Source organism: Brevundimonas sp. (assembly GCF_016463485.1).
Taxonomy (GTDB): Bacteria; Pseudomonadota; Alphaproteobacteria; order Caulobacterales; family Caulobacteraceae; genus Brevundimonas.
This window is the reverse complement of the sequence record NZ_JAEMRD010000025.1, coordinates 1-15,462: the sequence shown is the minus strand read 5'-3', so window position 1 is coordinate 15,462 and position 15,462 is coordinate 1. Positions and strand designations below refer to the sequence as shown.

Sequence of the window (15,462 nt, the reverse complement as noted above, 5' to 3'; positions counted from 1 at the left end):
TCCTCAGGCACCCGGCTTCTTGCCAAAGGGTGCTCATGCGCCCGGCTTTTTGGCGGCCATGCGCAGCATCTGCATAGACTTGGTGTACAGGCCGATGGCGGCGTCATAAGCCATCCGGCTCTCGGCCATCTTGAGCATCTGCTCCTCGACCACGACCGAATTGCCGTCCAGCGTCGTCTCCGAATCCGGCGTCTTTTCCGACGTGAATCGGGCCACCGCGCCGTTGGCCGGGGCGATATGGGCCGCGCTGGTCCGCGTCATCTGCAATCCGCCGCCCTGCCGCATCGCTGCGGCAAAATCGGTCGGGGCCTTCAGGTCGCGGGCGACATAGCCGGGGGTGTCGGAGTTGGCGACGTTCTGCGCGACCACGCGCTGGCGCTCGTCCAGCCAGGTCAGGCGGCCCTTGATCTGGCTCAGCAGGGGCAGGTCGGCGTAGCCCATGGGCGACAGTCCTTCGGCGTATAGGCAGAAAATGCCGCCTGCATGGTTAACACCGGGTTATTTCAACGCCCCGTTAACCACGATGGTTAAAGGCTTCGCCCGATCGGCCACTGCTTCAGTTCATGGCCGCCGGGCCCGTTTCGCATGAACCTCCTCGACCTCGCCCGCGCCATCTTCGGCCTGGCCTTCGTGCTGGGCCTGATCGGCCTGGCCGCCTGGGCCGCCCGCCGCTACGCGCCCCAACTGATGGCCCGTCTCTCGGCCGAGCGTGGCGAGCGGCGGATGAAGGTGATGGAGACCCTGGTTCTCGATCCCGCGCGGCGGCTGGTGCTGGTCAGGATCGACGACGAGGAACGGCTGATCCTGCTGGGTGAAGGCCGTGAGCTGATCGAGCCGCGTGGGCCGGGAGAGTCCAAATGAGCGCCCTCTCCCCTCGTGGGAGAGGGGTCTTTTGCTTGCCCAGCCGCGATGAGCTGAAGAAGGCCGCGCTCCTCTCCCTCCTGACTACCCTGGTCTGCCTGGCCTGGCCGCTCGCCGCCCTGGCCCAGGACGTGGCCCAGGCCGCCCAGTCGGGTGCCGCCATCAACGTCGACCTCGGCACGGGGGCGGGTCTGACCGAGCGGGTGGTGCAGCTGGTCGGGTTGATGACCGTCCTGTCGCTGGCCCCGTCGATCGTCATCATGACCACCAGTTTCGTGCGGATCATCGTGGTGCTCAGCCTGCTGCGGACGGCGCTGGGCATGCAGCAGTCGCCGCCGAACGCGGTTCTGGTGTCCCTGGCCCTGTTCCTCAGCGCCATCGTCATGGCCCCCACGTGGCAGGACGCCTATGATTCGGGCATCCGTCCCCTGATGGATCAGCAGATGGAATTGCCCCAGGCTTTCGATCTGGCGTCGGAACCTGTGAAGAACTTCATGCTGGCCCAGGTGGGGCGTGACGACCTCGCGTTGTTCACCCGTCTCAGCCAGGTTCCCGCCGACACCCCGGCCGTCGATCTGCCGCTGCGGGTGGTCACTCCGGCCTTCATGATCTCGGAGCTGAAAACGGCGTTCGAAATCGGATTTCTCCTTTTTGTTCCGTTCCTTGTGATCGATCTGGTGGTCTCCAGCGTGCTCATGTCGATGGGTATGATGATGCTGCCGCCGGTGGTGATTTCCCTGCCGTTCAAGCTGATCTTCTTCGTGCTGGTGGACGGCTGGCGACTGGTCGCCGGAAGCCTGGTCGAGAGCTTCCAGAAGGCCTCGGGCGGGGGTTAAGTCCCCGCTCTCACAGGCTTTACGGGGGAATGGCGCTTGCCAAGCCGCTGAAAAGGGGTTTGATCCCTCGGTCATCGCCCGGGACAGGGCGGTTTTTTTGGAAACGACCATATGACCACTCAAGCTGAACTGATCGCCTCCGTCGCCAAGGACGCCGGCGTTTCGCAGGCCGACGCCGGCCGCGTGCTGGAAGCCATCGTCAAGAACATCCATGCCTCGCTGATCGACGGTGGCGACGTCCGCATCTCGAACCTCGGCGTGTTCGACACCGCCGCCCGCGCCGAGCGCGAAGGCCGTAACCCCGCCACGGGCGCCACGATCAAGATCGCCGCCTCCAAGGCCGTGCGCTTCCGCGTGTCCAAGCCCCTCAAGGACGCGGTCAACAAGTAAGACCCTCCGCGTCGCATCGCGACGAGGAACGCGGGCGGGAACGGTCAGCCGTTTCCGCCCGTCTGCTTTCTGGCTGGGTCTGATCAGGCCTCAAGCAAACTGGGATCGAACCAAACATCCTCCTGGCCGGGCGCGATCAGAAACCTCCAGCCCGGGGGCAAGCCCAGGAAGGGTAGAACGGGACTGTTCGTCTCAATCAGATGCCTGACGTGCCAAGGCTTGAAGTAGTCGGGCCTTTCCGAAAAGTCCGTTCCAGAGCAGACGAACCATCCGCTTGTTCCGATTTCAGGCAGGTGGCGAAGTCCGTTGAGTGGTATCTCGCCTGCCAACACTCCCACTGAAACTCCAGCTTTCACGAAGGCCGGGCTTAGAAACGGAACAACGCCGTAATCGCGACAAATCTTCCGTTGCGCAGCTTCGACATCCATCTCCAGCAATCAGCCGCCCGTCTGCTTTCTGAACTCTTCCTTCGCCGAAGCCACCCAGCCCGCGAAGGTGTCGGCCGAGGCGGTCAGCCCGGCAAAGGTCGTGGCGCTGGCCACCCCGTCCATCCCGTTCAGCGTATCCAGGGCGATCTGCATCGCCGCCCTGGACCGGGCCCGCTCCACGAACGGCTGGAAGGCCCGCGACAGCCGCCCAAGCGACGCCCCGTCCCGGCCCAGCGAATAGCCGATGCCGGCCCGGATCACGCGGCTTTCCTCGGCCGCCGACAGCGGCGTCGCCGTATCCGCCGCCCGCCCCGCCAGCCGCGCCTCATAGATCTTGGCCGCCCCGGCCCAGTTCTGCTGTTTCCACAGGATCTCGGCGCGCACGTCCTGGGCCGGGCCGTTGGTGTCGGTCCCCAGGGTCTCCAGCGCGTGGTCGTACCGGCCCAGGTCCATCAGGGCCCGCGCCTCGATCGCACGACGCTCGGTGTTCAGCGCCGTCGGCAACAGGGTGGTGCGCGAGCCCCAGATGGCCTGCAACGCCTTCTCCGGCTGACGGTCCATCAGATACAGGGTCGCCAGGTCCGACGCGACCTGGGCCTTGGCGACGCCCTCCAGCCGCTCGTCGACCTGGTGTTTCAGAAGTTCGGCGGCCTGCGGCAACAGGTCGACGTCGACCAGCCGACGCGTCAGGCGGCGCACCATCTCGTCTCCGTCGGCCCCCACGGGCGTCAGGTCGCGGAAATCATAGAACAGGGCCACCGCTTGCACCGGCTGCAACCCGTCCGCCGCCCCATCCAGGAACAGGGCCCGGAAAGCATTGCCCAGATCTGTCTGGAGCTCGGCCGCGCCAGGCAGGTTACCCAGCTGCTTGCCGGCCCCCCTCAGCGTCTCCAGCGCCTCACGATACCGTCCCTGCGACAGGTACAGCCCGCCCAGCGTCCGGATCACGGCCAGTTCGGTCGCATCGCCGCGCCAGCGCCACTTCAACTGTTCAAGCTCGGCCGCCGCCTGAACCGGCGTCATCAGCCCCTTGGCGAGGGACAGCTTGATGACGCCCAGCTTGGCGGGCGTGGCGATCCCGTCCAGCGGCGCGCGCGCCACGGCCTTGTAGACCGCCAGGGCCCGGTCGCTCTCGCCGGTCAGCTCGAACAGCCGCGACTGCACCAGCCGCGCGGTCAGCTGGTCGGCCGCCGGTGCGTTCTGGCTGAAGCTGTAGGCCAGCAGGGTGCGGGCCGCGTTCAGGTCGCCGAGCTCCAGGGCCGCCTGGGCATGGGCCGCGCCGAACCGGGCCTTCCAGGCATTGGGAAAGTCGTCGATCACGGCGGCACCCGCCGCGAAATTCTGGCGTGCCGAGGCCCAGTCGCCCCGCTGGGCGTCCAGATACCCCTGCCAGACCTTGGTCGACGGATCCCCGGCCAGGGCCCCGGCCGAGAAGTCCGCCTCTGCCTCCTCGAACCGTCCGATCGAGGCCCGCGCCGCGCCGCGCAGGCCCCGGATCTCCGGCTCGCCTTGCAGGCTGGGCGTCTTGGCGATCGCGGCGTTCAGAACCCCGATGGCCTCGAACCCCAGCCCCGATCCGATCAGGAACCGGGTGAACTGCATCCGCGCCTCGATCGGCGTGCGGGGGTCGTCGGTCGACTGGATTGTCTCCAGCGACGCCGCATCCTGGAGCGCGCGATAGCGGGCGGCGAACCCGTCGTGCCCCGGATCGGCCCACCCGGCCAGGATCATGGCGGGGAACGCAGCCTTCTTCAGCTTGTCTTGCGCCTCCGGTGCCTCGTCGAAGGCCTGGGATGGCGGCGACATCGTCAGGCCGCGCGGACGGGTCACGGTGACCAGGTCGCCTTCGGTCTTGATGGTCAGGTCGTCGGTCGACGTCTCGACCGCCAGACCCTGGGCGGTCGGCAACAGTGTGGCGTCGATGGTCCGGCGCAGCGCTCCATTGCCCTTGCCGGGGGCCAGGGCGGTGACGGCCGCGAACCGGTCTCCGACCATGGGATCGGTCAGCCAGATCGCCTTGGTCGCCCCGGCCATCCGCGCCACCAGGGCGGTCGCGGCCTCATCGTCGCGGGTGACCTCGACGGCCGTGGCGGCTGAGGTCGGCGCTCCGCCGATGGTCACGGTCCAGGTCGCGCCCTGACCCACCGCAGAGACTTGCAGGTCGTTGCGTGCCGGGATGCGCACCACCGTATAGTCGGGACCGGTGGCCCAGCGGGCGGCCCCGGCCGGGCCCATCGCCGCTTGCTTGGGCATCTCCAGACGGGCGGCGGTGTCGAACACCACCCAGACGGCATCGCCTCGCCGGAACACGGCGGCGCCGACCGGGGCGGTCCACGGGAAGCTCAGCGTGACCTGGTCGTCATGCGCCTCGGCCGCGACCCGCACCAGCGAGCCGGGCTCCACCGTCGGCGCCGGACCCTGGGCCGCCCTTGCCGCATCGGCATAGAGGTTCAGCCAGACCGCGCCGTCATCGGTGCCGGTGCGGGCGTCGGCCCCGGGGGCCAGGGTCAGGACCAGTTCCGATCCGCCCTGGACGGCGCGGGTCTCGACCTTGGTGACGCCGGGGGGTGGATCGTTCCTCAGGCGGCTGACGTCGGCGGCGGTGGCCCCGATCCGGACGATGACGGCCTGGCCTTCGCGCCGGACGCGCGACCTCTGGCCGATGACGCCGGCGAACTCGACGCGGGTGAAGTCGCGGTTGGCCCCGACGCGGATGGTCAGGGGATCGGTAGGAGCGGCCGCTTCCTGGGCGAAGGCCGGTGCGACGGCCGCCGCCATGGGGCCGAGCACGACCGCGCCCATGGCGCCCAGCGCCACGGACGTCCTCGCGATCGACGATCTCGAACGGGGGCGGGCCATTGGTGCCGGTTGTGCCGTGCGCGGCCTTTCAACGCGGTTAATGGATCATGGATTGCCCAGCGCGTTTGGCCCGGTCAGTCTGGCCATAAACCGGAGTTAGCCCGTGATCCTCGCCGCCCTGTTTCTGGCCCTCGCATCGCAAACGGCGCCCGTTCCGACAGCGGCCCCGGCACCGGCCCAGATGGACGGCCGCTGGAGCGTCGATCTCAGCGTCGATCCGGCCCAGCCCTATACGCAGCCGATGAACCTGACCCTGGCCCCGGACGGCACGGTCACCGGCGACTTCTATCAGAGCGACATCGAGGCCGGTCGCTGGAAGGCCCAGCACGGACGGCTATGCGTCTCGTTCCGCACGAGCGACGGCGTAGGCCCCTATCACACCGCTGCCTGCCTGGTCGGCGACCACATCGAGGGCCAGACCTGGGCCGAACATCGCAACTTCGTCTTCGTCTGGAACGCGACACGCACCGCGCCCTGAGGGCTCAGCCTTCCAGCGACACAACCGGCCCGACCACCGGGGAGGGTCGCCGCCGCCGGGATTTCAGCCAGGTCTTGATCCGGTTCTGGATCGGCTGATCGACCAGGATGTGGAAACCGAAGGCGACCACGAAGGCCATGACGACCCCCAGCACCCACAGCCCCCACTGCGCCGCGACGGGCAGGGCCAGCTTCGCGATCATGACGTTGGCGACGCCGAAGAAGGCGATGCGAGTCACCTCATTGGTGATGAACATCGAGAACGACATCACCGACAGCTTCTCGACCAGTTTCGACGGCCGCGTCACCGGCACGGCCCCCGCCGCCAGGATGATCAGCGAGATCAGGGTCAGGGCGATGAGCGCATGCTTGTCGTGCAGTTCCAGGGCGAAGAAGGCCACGGCCGAGACGATCCCCACGACGGCCGCCAGCTTGGGCGCGATCCAGACCTTCTCGGTGAAGACCGCAAGCCCCATCCCCAAGATGAACAGCGGCAGTGCCCGCCAGAAACCGTACATCATCGGCATCTGATAGACCGGGTATCCGAACAGGGCGTGCGTCGCCTGATTGGCCAGCAGGTACAGCGCGACGACGCCCGCCAGCACCGCCCACGGCCCCATCCGGCGCATGACCTTGAGCAACCAGGGAAACGCCAGATAGCAGCCGACCAGGGCCGAGATCGACCACGACGGCGCGTTCCAGCCCAGCCCGCCGTACACGCCGAACGCCTGGGTCAGGGTCATCTGCGCCGGCAGTTGGTCCCAGCGGAACCACTCCGGATTGCGCGGCCCGATCCCGGCAGCGGTGGAGGCGACCACCAGCACGACCAGCACCAGCCCCATCAGAAGATGCGCCGGATAGACCCGCAGGAACCGCTTGGCGAAGAAGTCCCCCGCCGACATCTTTCCCGCCCCGACCGACGGGCCATAGACCCGCATCAGGACGTATCCCGAGTCGATCAGGAAGAAGTTGGTCAGCAGGAACCCGCCCCGCTCGAAGATCGGATTGATCACCTCGGCCAGCGGCACGGGCCCCGCCGCCTGGAAATGGTGCAGGATGATCAGCGAGGCCACAATGAAACGCAGGGCGTCGAGCCAGCCGCCGCGAGAGATCGCGGGTGTCTCGTTTCGGGTCGAAATCGCGGTCCAGGCCATGGGATCAGGCTCCTTTGAGCCCCTCGGCGCAAGCAACGGACCATTTGTCGCCTGACAGGCGTAAAAATCCCGCTACGGACGCGCGTTTTCACGCAAGGGCGCGCGGGGTCGCATCCATTGCGACAGGACCCACTTCTCGCCCGACGTCGGGGCCAGCCCCGCGTGGCGGGTTAGGGGATCGGCCCTCCCGTCAGGCGTCACATTGGCCCACAGGATGGCCGAGCCCCTCGGCCCTCCGAACCGCCGATCGTCGGTCGCAAACGCGGTCTCGCCACCCTCGTAGTCGTCGTTGAGCCGCACCAGACAGGTCGCGATCCTCTGCCCCGACCGCGCCAGGTCCTCGCGATGGCCGGGCACCGCAGGATCAAGAAAGTCGACGTGCCAGTCGAACTTCTGGCCGGGGGTGTATCTCAGCACCTGGCTGGGCTCGAGCCCCGTCACCGGCAGTCCCGCCAACCGCGCGATCCTCTCGCGCACCAGGACCAGCACCATGTCCGTTGCATCCAGGTCGAAGGCAAAGGCCGTGTTGGTCCGCACCGGATCGGGCCGCCCCGCCCCCGTCGCCGGATCATAGATCTCGGCCGGTGCCATCCGAGCCCGCGCCCGCTCGACCAGCCAGTCGCAGACGGCCGGCGACACGAACGCCTCTGCCTCCAGGATGTGCGGTCGCTGCGAAAGCACGCGCGGCGCGGGCGGCTTGAACCATCCCTCCAGCCCGCCCGGCTCGGCCTCGATCACGGCCAGAGCGCCGGCGGCCAACCCATGCCCCATCTCGGACGCCTGACGCAGCCGCGCCATCGCCAGCGCCGGATCGTAGGGCGTGCCCAGGCCGATGCCGCTGAGCAGCGCCGCCCGATGGAGCGCCTCCGCCTCGCTCATCCCCGGCGGGTCAGGCTCAGGAACTCCTCGCGCGTGCGGTGATCGTCGCGGAAGGCGCCCAGCAGGGTCGATGTCGTCAGGGTGGCCCCCGGCACATCGACGCCGCGCAGGGTCATGCAGGAATGCTCGGCCTGGATCACGACGCCCACGCCGGCAGGACGCAGCACCTCATCGATGGCCTTGGCGATCTCGGCCGTCATCTTCTCCTGGATCTGCAGGCGTCGCGCATAGCCGCGCACCACCCGCGCCAGTTTGGAGATGCCGACCACCCGATCGGTGGGCAGATAGGCGACATGGGCCACACCGACGACCGGCAACATGTGATGCTCGCAGAAGCTGACGAACCGGATGTCCTTCAGGACCACCATCTGGTCATACCCGCCGACCTCTTCGAAGGTCCGCTCCAGATAGGCGCGGGGGTCGACCTCATAGCCCGCGAACAACTCCTTGTAGCTGCGGGTCACCCGGCCGGGGGTGTCCAGCAATCCCTCTCGGTCCGGATTGTCCCCAGCCCAGCGGATCAGGGTGCGCACGGCGGCTTCAGCTTCGGCGGAAGATACAGGGGGAAACGAAACGGGATCGGTCATGGCGTCGATATAGCGGTGAAATCGGCAAAGGGGAGGGGGTGCGACCTTCGCACCCTCGTCCGCATAGCGCAGATCGCGGCGGCGATCGGAACGGCGCGCGCAATCGATGGTGATGACGGGGAGAATGACGCGTCTCCTAACCCTCCGTTAACCACGCTCCCGGCATTTTCTGCCCGGTGCCTCAAGCAGGCCGAAAGGCCGTTAGGCAGCGCAAGTCAGTCCCGGAGTGAGTTTTCAGATGAACGGCGCGGAAGTTCTGGATGTCGGTCGCGACGCCATCTGGCTGACGGTGCAGCTGTGCGCCCCCATCCTGCTGGTGGGTCTGGTGGTCGGTGTCGGCATCGGTCTGTTTCAGGCCCTGACCCAGATCCAGGAACAGACCCTGATCTATGCCCCCAAGATCATCGCCATCTTTGTGTCCCTGCTGCTGTTCCTGCCGCTGATGGGGGCCCTGCTGGGCGGGTTCATGAGGACGATCGCCGCCCGCATCGCCGGGATGTAGCGACGTCGCATGGAGCCCTATGCCACCGCCGATCAGGTCTGGGCCGGCGGGCTGATCTTCGCGCGCATCGGCGCGATCCTGCTGACCCTGCCGGGCATCGGCGAAAGCTATGTGCCGCCGCGCATCCGCCTGTCGCTGGCCCTGGTCGTGACCCTGGCGTTGTGGCCCATCGTCGCCGGTGGTCTGCCGCCCCTGCCGCAGAGCCTGGGCACCATGGTCGGCTGGATCATCCGTGAGGTCGTCACCGGCCTGATGATCGGCATGCTGCTGCGAATGTTCACCTCGGCCCTGTCGACGGCGGGCGAGATCGTGTCGCTCCAGACCACCCTCAGCTTCGCCCAGACCGCCAACCCGCTCCAGGCCCAGCCCGGCACCACGATCGCGTCCTTCCTGATGCTGTTCGGAACCGTGCTGGTCTTCGCCACCAACACCCATCACCTGTTCATCGCCGGACTGGTCGGCTCATACCAGACCATTGCCCCGATGAAGCCCCTGATCATGGGCGACTTCGCCCAGATGGCGGTCCGCACCGTGGGCGACAGCTTCGCCCTGGGCGTTCAACTGGCGGCACCTGTGATCGTCTTCGCCCTGATCTTCAACCTGGCCTCGGGGCTGGTGGCGCGGGTCATGCCGGCGTTTCAGGTCTTCTTCGCCGCCGCCCCGCTCAGCGTCATCTTGGGCCTGTCGATCTTCGCCCTGTCGCTGGGGGTGATGGGCACGGTGTTCATCGATCGGTACCGCGCGGTCGCCCGCGTGTTTGCCGCGGGCGCGGGAGGCGTCGGTGGCTGAAGGCGCCGATCCCGAGTCCAAGACAGAAGACGCGTCACCTCAGAAACTCGAGGAGGCGCGAAAGAAGGGCGACGTCGCCAAGTCGCCCGACGTCGCCCAGGCCCTGAGCCTGATGGGGGCCTGCGCCGTCATCGTGTTCGGCGGGTCCTATTTCGCCACCACCATGGCCGAGGGCTTCCTGCCCTTCATCGCCTCGCCCCACGCCATGATCGGCGGGCTGGATGCGGGCGGCGGCCTCGAGATCGGCATGCACGCCCTGTGGATCGTCGTGCCCTTCCTGGGGGCCGTGATGCTGGCCACCATCATCGGGGGCGTCGGCGGCAATGTGGCCCAGAGCGGCGGTCTGATCTTCAGCGGCGAAAAGATGAAGCCGAAATGGGAGAAGGTCAGCCCCATGGCCGGGTTCAAGCGCATCTACGGCCCCGACGGCCTGATGCAGTTCGGCCAGACCCTGCTCAAGCTGATCGCCGTCGGGGTGATCTGCTGGATGGTGCTCAAGCCTCATATGCGCGAGTTCGAGATGATGGCAGCCATGAGCCCGGCGACCATCCTGCCCCTGGCGCGCGACATGATGATCGCCCTGATGATGTCGGCCCTGGTCTTCCTCGGGCTGACGGCGGGCGGGGACTTCATCTGGCAGAAGATCCGCTTCGCCAAGCGGATGCGGATGTCCAAGGAAGAGGTCAAGGAAGAGTACAAGAACTCGGAGGGCGACCCGCACGTCAAGGCCAAGCTCAAGCAGATCCGCATGCAGAAAAGCCGCCAGCGGATGATGCAGAACGTGCCCACCGCCACGGTCATCGTCACCAACCCGACCCACTATTCGGTGGCCCTGCGCTACGAGGACGGCGACGCCGCCCCCGTCTGCGTGGCCAAGGGCGTCGACGCCGTCGCCCTGCGCATCCGCGAGGTCGCCCGCGAGCACAAGGTCCCGATCGTCGAGAACGTCCCCCTGGCCCGCGCCCTCTACGCCGCCGTGGACATCGACGAGACCATCCCGCGCGAGCATTTCGAAGCCGCCGCCAAGGTCATCGGCTTTGTCATGCAGAAGCGGAAGCGGCGGTAGGGGCCGTCCCCCGCTTAGAGCGCCGTTAACCGCTTGCCGTCATCGTGGGCGACAGCAAGTTCCGGGCCACCTCGGCCCCCTTATCGAAAGACGCAACGATCGTGGTTGGGCAGAGGCTGGAGATCAGGCAGGGGCAGGGCCTCGTCATCACGCCGCAGCTCCAGCAGGCGATCAAGCTGCTGCAGCTCTCGAACCAGGAACTGGACGAATACGTCGAGGCCGAGCTCGAAAAGAACCCCCTCCTGCAACGCGACGAGACCGACGGCACGCCCGCCGAGAGCCGGCTGGAAGAGCCCCGCGACACCCCGGTCGAAATCACCCGCTCCGACGAACTCAGCTTCACCGACGGCGAGGCCTCGGACCGGTCCTCGACCGTCGATGCGCGCGAGGACGACGTCTATGGCGACGCCACGCCGGGCGAACGGACCTCGGACCGGCTGTCCGATGAGGCGGCCTCCCAGCCCGGCCTGTCCGACTGGTCGGCGGCAGGCAAGGGCGGGTCGTTCAACGACGGCGACGGCGGCGAACGTCCCGACGCCCAGGTTCCCACCCTGTCCGAACATCTCCAGGCCCAGGCGTCGTCCGCGGGCTTCTCACCCGTCGATCACGCCATCGCACTCAGCCTGATCGACGGTGTCGATGACGGCGGCTATCTGCGCGGAGAACTGGCCGAGATCGCCGACCGGCTGGGCTGTGGCCTGGACCGCGTCGAGGCGGTCCTGGCCGTCTGTCAGGGCTTCGAGCCGACCGGCGTCATGGCTCGCTCGGTGCCGGAATGCCTGAGGCTGCAACTGATCGAGCGCAACCGGTTCGATCCGGCCATGGCCGCCCTGCTCGACAACCTCGAACTGCTGGCCCGGCGTGACCTGACAGCGCTGCGCCAGGCCTGCGGCGTCGACGCCGAAGACCTGTCGGAAATGATCGCCGAGCTCAAAGGCCTGACGCCGCGTCCCGGTGCGGGCTTCGGCCATGAGACGGCCCAGACGGTGATCCCCGACGTCCACGTCCGGCCCGACCCGGCCGGTGGCTGGAAGGTCGAGCTCAACTCCGACACCCTGCCGCGCCTGCTGGTCGACAAGCGCTATCATGCGACCATATCGGCCGGTGCCCGCACCGAGACCGAAAAGACCTTCGTCGCCGACTGCGCGGCCCAGGCCTCCTGGCTGGTCAAGTCGCTGGATCAGCGGGCCCGCACCATCCTGAAGGTCGGGGCCGAGATCGTGCGCCAGCAGGATGCCTTCCTTGCGTTCGGCGTCGAGTTCCTGCGCCCCCTGAACCTGAAGACCGTCGCAGATGCCATCGGGATGCACGAATCGACGGTCAGTCGCGTGACCTCCAACAAATACGTTTCGACCCCGCGCGGCGTGTTCGAGCTGAAGTTCTTCTTCACCGCCTCGATCAACGCCACCGGCGACGGCGCGGCTCACTCGGCCGAGGCCGTGCGGCACCGGATCAAGGCGATGATCGATCACGAAGGCCGCGACGGCGACGTTCTGTCGGACGATCGCATCGTCGAATTGCTCAATGAGGCCGGGATCGACATCGCTCGTCGAACGGTCGCCAAGTACCGGGAAGCCTTGAGGATTCCGTCCTCGGTCCAGCGCCGCCGGATGCTGAAGTTCGCCTGATCGGCGATCAGCTTTGCCACAAATCCGTGATATGGATTGACACCTTCCGCGAGGAGTCGCGTTCTACTCCCATGCAAGTGCAAGTGAGCGGCAAGCATGTGGATGTCGGCGAAGCGTTAGGCTCGCGCATCTCCCAGGAACTCGAAGAGGGCGTCGGAAAATACTTCGAACGCGGCGGTGAAAACGCCGAGGTCGTGGTGTCCAAGGACGGTTTCGGCTTCAAGGTGGACTGTTGGGTCCGCCTGGCGTCGGGGCAGACCCTCGTGACGACGGGCATGGGCGGTGACGCCCATTCCGCCTTCACGGAAAGTCTCGACAAGCTCGAGAAGCGGGTGCGTCGCTACAAGCGACGGCTCAAGGATCACCACGCCGGGCCCAAGGGCCTCTCCCCTGAAAAGACCGAAATGGCTGCGGCCGAGGTCGCCCACTCGATGGTGTTCCGCAACCCCGACGAGGTCGAGGACGATATCTTCGGCGATGCGGGAACCGAGGACGGCCCGCCGCCCGTCGGCATGGTGATCGCCGAAACCCAGAGCGAGATCCGCACCATCACCGTCGGTCGTGCTGTCGCAGAACTCGACATGACTGGCTATCCGGTCGTTCTGTTTCGCAATGCGGCGCACGGCGGTCTGTCGGTGGTCTATCGCCGGCCTGACGGAAACGTCGGCTGGATCGACCCTGAACGGACCATCACCTCCAACGGTGCCGCCAGGACCAACGGACACGCTTCCGCAAGCGTTTAGGCGTAGGGCTATGCGAAGGCGGGCGGAGCGTCTAAACGGCGCCCGCCCGCCGAGCGCGAGCTGTCAGTGGATTTGAGTCGGGGATAGCATGGACATCGATGACCTGCTCGCGCCGGACGGTATCGTCCTGCGCAGCGGCGCTTCGTCAAAGCGCCAGGCACTGCATGTCGTCGCCGAGGCGGCGGCGCAGTCGTTGAACCTCGACGCCGATCGCGTTCTGGACGCCCTGCTGGAACGCGAGGCCCTGGGCTCGACCGGTCTCGGCTCGGGGGTCGCCATTCCTCACGCCCGCATCGAAGGCCTCGGCCGCATCTGCGCGGTGTTCGTGCGTCTGGACGCTCCGGTCGCCTTCGGTTCGGTCGATGACCGGCCCGTAGACCTACTGTTCGCCCTGTTCGCCCCGCCACGAGACGGTGCCGAACATCTTAGGGCACTGGCGGCCGTATCCCGCGCCCTGCGTTCGCCGGAACTGCGCGAGAAGCTGCGTCACGCCCGCACCGTTGATGCGGTCCACGCCCTGTTCGTCCGCAATGAGGCGGCGACCGCGGCCTGAGCCCGGGCCGAGGCGAACGCTCAGCCCCTGCCTAAATCAGTGAACGGAGACCGGGGCCAGTTCGTGAGCCACGGCGGCGGCGAATGCGGTTTCCCGGTCCATCATGACCGCCAGCCGCTCGCCGTCAGCGCCATGCACGGCGTAAAGGGTCTGGTCCGGATCGATGTCGAACCCGCCCAGATCCTTCAGCGGTGTGTCGCTCAGCACATCGGCAGCCGTGATCTCGCGTACATAGACGAGGTCCGGGGCACCCAGGCCGGCGAAATCTTCCTTGGTCATACGCGTCGACAGCATCGAGACGCCTCCTTCTGGATTGGGTAACGCCCGGTTCCCCGGACGGTTCGCATCAAGGCCGATGATCGGTCGCGATCAGGCCGAGCGAATGGGGATGCGGCGCACGGCCGCGATATGGTCAGGCCGCTTCATGTCTACGTGCAGCAGGCCGTGCTCCAGCGCCGCGTTCTCGACCTCCAGCCCGTCGGCCAGCACGAAGCTGCGGACGAAACCCCGCGCCGCGATGCCACGATGCAGAAACGCCTGCTCCGCCTCGCCGACCGGCTCTCGCTTGCCGGCGATGGTCAGCTGGCGACCTTCGAGGGTCACGGCCAGGTCATCGGGCGTGAATCCGGCGACGGCCAGGGTGATCCTGACCTCGCTCTCGCCGCGCTGTTCGACGTTGTAGGGTGGATAGGACTCGTTCGCGGCCTTGGCGGCGCGGTCGATCAGGGCCCGTGTCTGGTCGAAACCGAGCAGAAAGGGGCTGTCGAACAGGATGGTTCGTGTGGTCACGTTTGCGAGTCCTCAGATCAAGCGACTGCGACGCCCATCCCCCTGAAGCGGCGAGATCGGCGTCGGGCCTGAATATGGGGAAGGCGGACGAACGTGCAACCGCCTCGTGGACTTCGGGCCGTCAGGCGGCCGCTACCGCCGCCACGGCTTGCGTCCACGGCGGCGTGGGCAACCCCTTGCTGAGCAGGAACTCTGCGTTGAACAGCTTGGACGCATAGCGCGAGCCGGGGTCGCACAGACAGGTCACGATGGTCTTGCCCGGTCCCAGGTCGCGGGCCAGCCGCACCGCCCCGGCCAGATTCACCCCCGCCGATCCGCCCAGCGACAACCCCTCCTGCTGCACCAGGTCGAACAGGATGGGCAGGAACTCGGCGTCCTCGATCCGATAGGCGTGGTCGGGCTTGAAGCCTTCCAGATTGCCCGTAATCCGCGCCACCCCGATGCCCTCGGTGATCGAGGAGCCTTCCGACGTCATCTGGCCCTGCGTGAACCAGTTGAACATGGCGGCACCCGCCGGGTCGGCGATAGCGATCCGGATGTCGGGGTTCTGTTCTCTCAGATACTGTGACACGCCCACGATGGTGCCGCCCGAACCAATCGCGCTGACGAAGGCGTCCACCTTGCCGTCCGTCTGGGCCCAGATCTCCGGGCCTGTCGTGGCGTAATGGGCCTCGCGATTGGCCAGGTTGTCGAACTGGTTGGACCAGATCGCGCCATTGGGCTCCGACGCGTTCAGTTCGCCGGCCAGCCGCCCCGAATAGTGGACGAAATGGTTGGGGCTCGAAAACGGCGCGGCGTCGACCTCGACCAGCCGGGCGCCCAGCGAGCGGATCGCCTGCTTCTTTTCCTCGGACTGGGTGCGCGGAATCACGATGACGACGGGATGGCCGAGCGCCGCGCCGACCAGGGCCAGGCCGATGC

The 15,462-nt window shown here is 67.2% G+C and carries 19 protein-coding genes; 10 read left to right on the top strand and 9 right to left on the bottom strand.

What is annotated here, in order from left to right:
* Positions 1 to 33 precede the first annotated feature (33 nt).
* Positions 34 to 441, bottom strand: coding sequence for a flagellar basal body rod protein FlgB (gene flgB, locus JHC99_RS05985; RefSeq protein WP_271146651.1), 408 nt, complete (start codon positions 439 to 441; stop codon positions 34 to 36).
* A 144-nt stretch (positions 442 to 585) separates the two neighbouring features.
* Between flgB and JHC99_RS05980 the strand changes: the two genes are divergently transcribed.
* The 3 genes from JHC99_RS05980 to JHC99_RS05970 all read left to right on the top strand — a co-directional run bounded on the left by JHC99_RS05980 (position 586) and on the right by JHC99_RS05970 (position 2,087).
* The gene (locus JHC99_RS05980; protein ID WP_292152546.1) at positions 586 to 861 is read left to right on the top strand and encodes a flagellar biosynthetic protein FliO; all 276 of its coding nucleotides are present in this window, start codon (positions 586 to 588) and stop codon (positions 859 to 861) included.
* The gene (fliP, locus tag JHC99_RS05975; protein ID WP_292152545.1) at positions 858 to 1,697 is read left to right on the top strand and encodes a flagellar type III secretion system pore protein FliP; all 840 of its coding nucleotides are present in this window, start codon (positions 858 to 860) and stop codon (positions 1,695 to 1,697) included. The genes JHC99_RS05980 and fliP overlap by 4 nt, the downstream gene beginning before the upstream one ends.
* A gap of 111 nt (positions 1,698 to 1,808) precedes the next feature.
* Positions 1,809 to 2,087, top strand: coding sequence for an HU family DNA-binding protein (locus tag JHC99_RS05970; RefSeq protein ID WP_292152544.1), 279 nt, complete (start codon positions 1,809 to 1,811; stop codon positions 2,085 to 2,087).
* Positions 2,088 to 2,170: 83 nt separating this feature from the next.
* Here JHC99_RS05970 and JHC99_RS05965 read toward each other — a convergent pair whose 3' ends face one another.
* On the bottom strand, positions 2,171 to 2,524 hold the full coding sequence (locus JHC99_RS05965) for a hypothetical protein (RefSeq protein WP_292152543.1): 354 nt from the start codon (positions 2,522 to 2,524) through the stop codon (positions 2,171 to 2,173).
* Complete coding sequence (locus JHC99_RS05960) at positions 2,525 to 5,332, bottom strand: hypothetical protein (protein ID WP_292152542.1); 2,808 nt, start codon at positions 5,330 to 5,332, stop codon at positions 2,525 to 2,527.
* Positions 5,333 to 5,477: 145 nt separating this feature from the next.
* Here JHC99_RS05960 and JHC99_RS05955 point away from each other — a divergent pair, with 145 nt between their 5' ends.
* Positions 5,478 to 5,852: a hypothetical protein gene (locus JHC99_RS05955; RefSeq protein ID WP_292152541.1), complete on the top strand. Its 375-nt coding sequence runs from the start codon at positions 5,478 to 5,480 to the stop codon at positions 5,850 to 5,852.
* A 4-nt stretch (positions 5,853 to 5,856) separates the two neighbouring features.
* Here the strand turns inward: JHC99_RS05955 and JHC99_RS05950 are convergent, their stop codons facing one another.
* From JHC99_RS05950 to folE, 3 genes are all read right to left on the bottom strand, one after another.
* On the bottom strand, positions 5,857 to 7,005 hold the full coding sequence (locus JHC99_RS05950) for an acyltransferase (protein ID WP_292152540.1): 1,149 nt from the start codon (positions 7,003 to 7,005) through the stop codon (positions 5,857 to 5,859).
* Positions 7,006 to 7,077: 72 nt separating this feature from the next.
* The gene (locus JHC99_RS05945; protein WP_292152539.1) at positions 7,078 to 7,884 is read right to left on the bottom strand and encodes a 2OG-Fe(II) oxygenase; all 807 of its coding nucleotides are present in this window, start codon (positions 7,882 to 7,884) and stop codon (positions 7,078 to 7,080) included.
* On the bottom strand, positions 7,881 to 8,471 hold the full coding sequence (folE, locus tag JHC99_RS05940; protein ID WP_292152538.1) for a GTP cyclohydrolase I FolE: 591 nt from the start codon (positions 8,469 to 8,471) through the stop codon (positions 7,881 to 7,883). Before folE ends, JHC99_RS05945 begins: the two co-directional genes overlap by 4 nt.
* A gap of 238 nt (positions 8,472 to 8,709) precedes the next feature.
* Between folE and fliQ the strand changes: the two genes are divergently transcribed.
* The 6 genes from fliQ to JHC99_RS05910 all read left to right on the top strand — a co-directional run bounded on the left by fliQ (position 8,710) and on the right by JHC99_RS05910 (position 13,752).
* Complete coding sequence (gene fliQ, locus JHC99_RS05935) at positions 8,710 to 8,973, top strand: flagellar biosynthesis protein FliQ (protein ID WP_271146659.1); 264 nt, start codon at positions 8,710 to 8,712, stop codon at positions 8,971 to 8,973.
* Positions 8,974 to 8,982: 9 nt separating this feature from the next.
* Entirely contained in the window at positions 8,983 to 9,762 is a 780-nt protein-coding gene (gene fliR, locus JHC99_RS05930; protein WP_292152537.1) for a flagellar biosynthetic protein FliR, read from the top strand.
* On the top strand, positions 9,755 to 10,828 hold the full coding sequence (flhB, locus tag JHC99_RS05925; RefSeq protein ID WP_292152536.1) for a flagellar biosynthesis protein FlhB: 1,074 nt from the start codon (positions 9,755 to 9,757) through the stop codon (positions 10,826 to 10,828). The genes fliR and flhB overlap by 8 nt, the downstream gene beginning before the upstream one ends.
* Positions 10,829 to 10,929: 101 nt before the next feature.
* Positions 10,930 to 12,456, top strand: a complete 1,527-nt coding sequence (gene rpoN / locus JHC99_RS05920) for an RNA polymerase factor sigma-54 (RefSeq protein ID WP_292152563.1) — start codon at positions 10,930 to 10,932, stop codon at positions 12,454 to 12,456.
* A 71-nt stretch (positions 12,457 to 12,527) separates the two neighbouring features.
* The gene (raiA, locus tag JHC99_RS05915; protein ID WP_292152535.1) at positions 12,528 to 13,199 is read left to right on the top strand and encodes a ribosome-associated translation inhibitor RaiA; all 672 of its coding nucleotides are present in this window, start codon (positions 12,528 to 12,530) and stop codon (positions 13,197 to 13,199) included.
* An 88-nt stretch (positions 13,200 to 13,287) separates the two neighbouring features.
* Positions 13,288 to 13,752, top strand: a complete 465-nt coding sequence (locus JHC99_RS05910; RefSeq protein ID WP_292152534.1) for a PTS sugar transporter subunit IIA — start codon at positions 13,288 to 13,290, stop codon at positions 13,750 to 13,752.
* 36 nt (positions 13,753 to 13,788) lie between these two features.
* On the opposite strand, the gene JHC99_RS05905 is transcribed toward JHC99_RS05910, so the two are convergent.
* The 3 genes from JHC99_RS05905 to JHC99_RS05895 form a co-directional block, all read right to left on the bottom strand.
* The gene (locus tag JHC99_RS05905) at positions 13,789 to 14,046 is read right to left on the bottom strand and encodes a DUF1150 domain-containing protein (RefSeq protein ID WP_292152533.1); all 258 of its coding nucleotides are present in this window, start codon (positions 14,044 to 14,046) and stop codon (positions 13,789 to 13,791) included.
* A 75-nt stretch (positions 14,047 to 14,121) separates the two neighbouring features.
* Positions 14,122 to 14,541 carry an Hsp20 family protein gene (locus JHC99_RS05900; RefSeq protein WP_292152532.1) on the bottom strand — a complete coding sequence of 140 codons (420 nt, stop codon included), beginning with the start codon at positions 14,539 to 14,541 and terminating at the stop codon, positions 14,122 to 14,124.
* A gap of 121 nt (positions 14,542 to 14,662) precedes the next feature.
* Positions 14,663 to 15,462: cysteine synthase A (locus JHC99_RS05895; RefSeq protein ID WP_292152531.1), on the bottom strand; the 800-nt coding region annotated here is incomplete at its 5' end.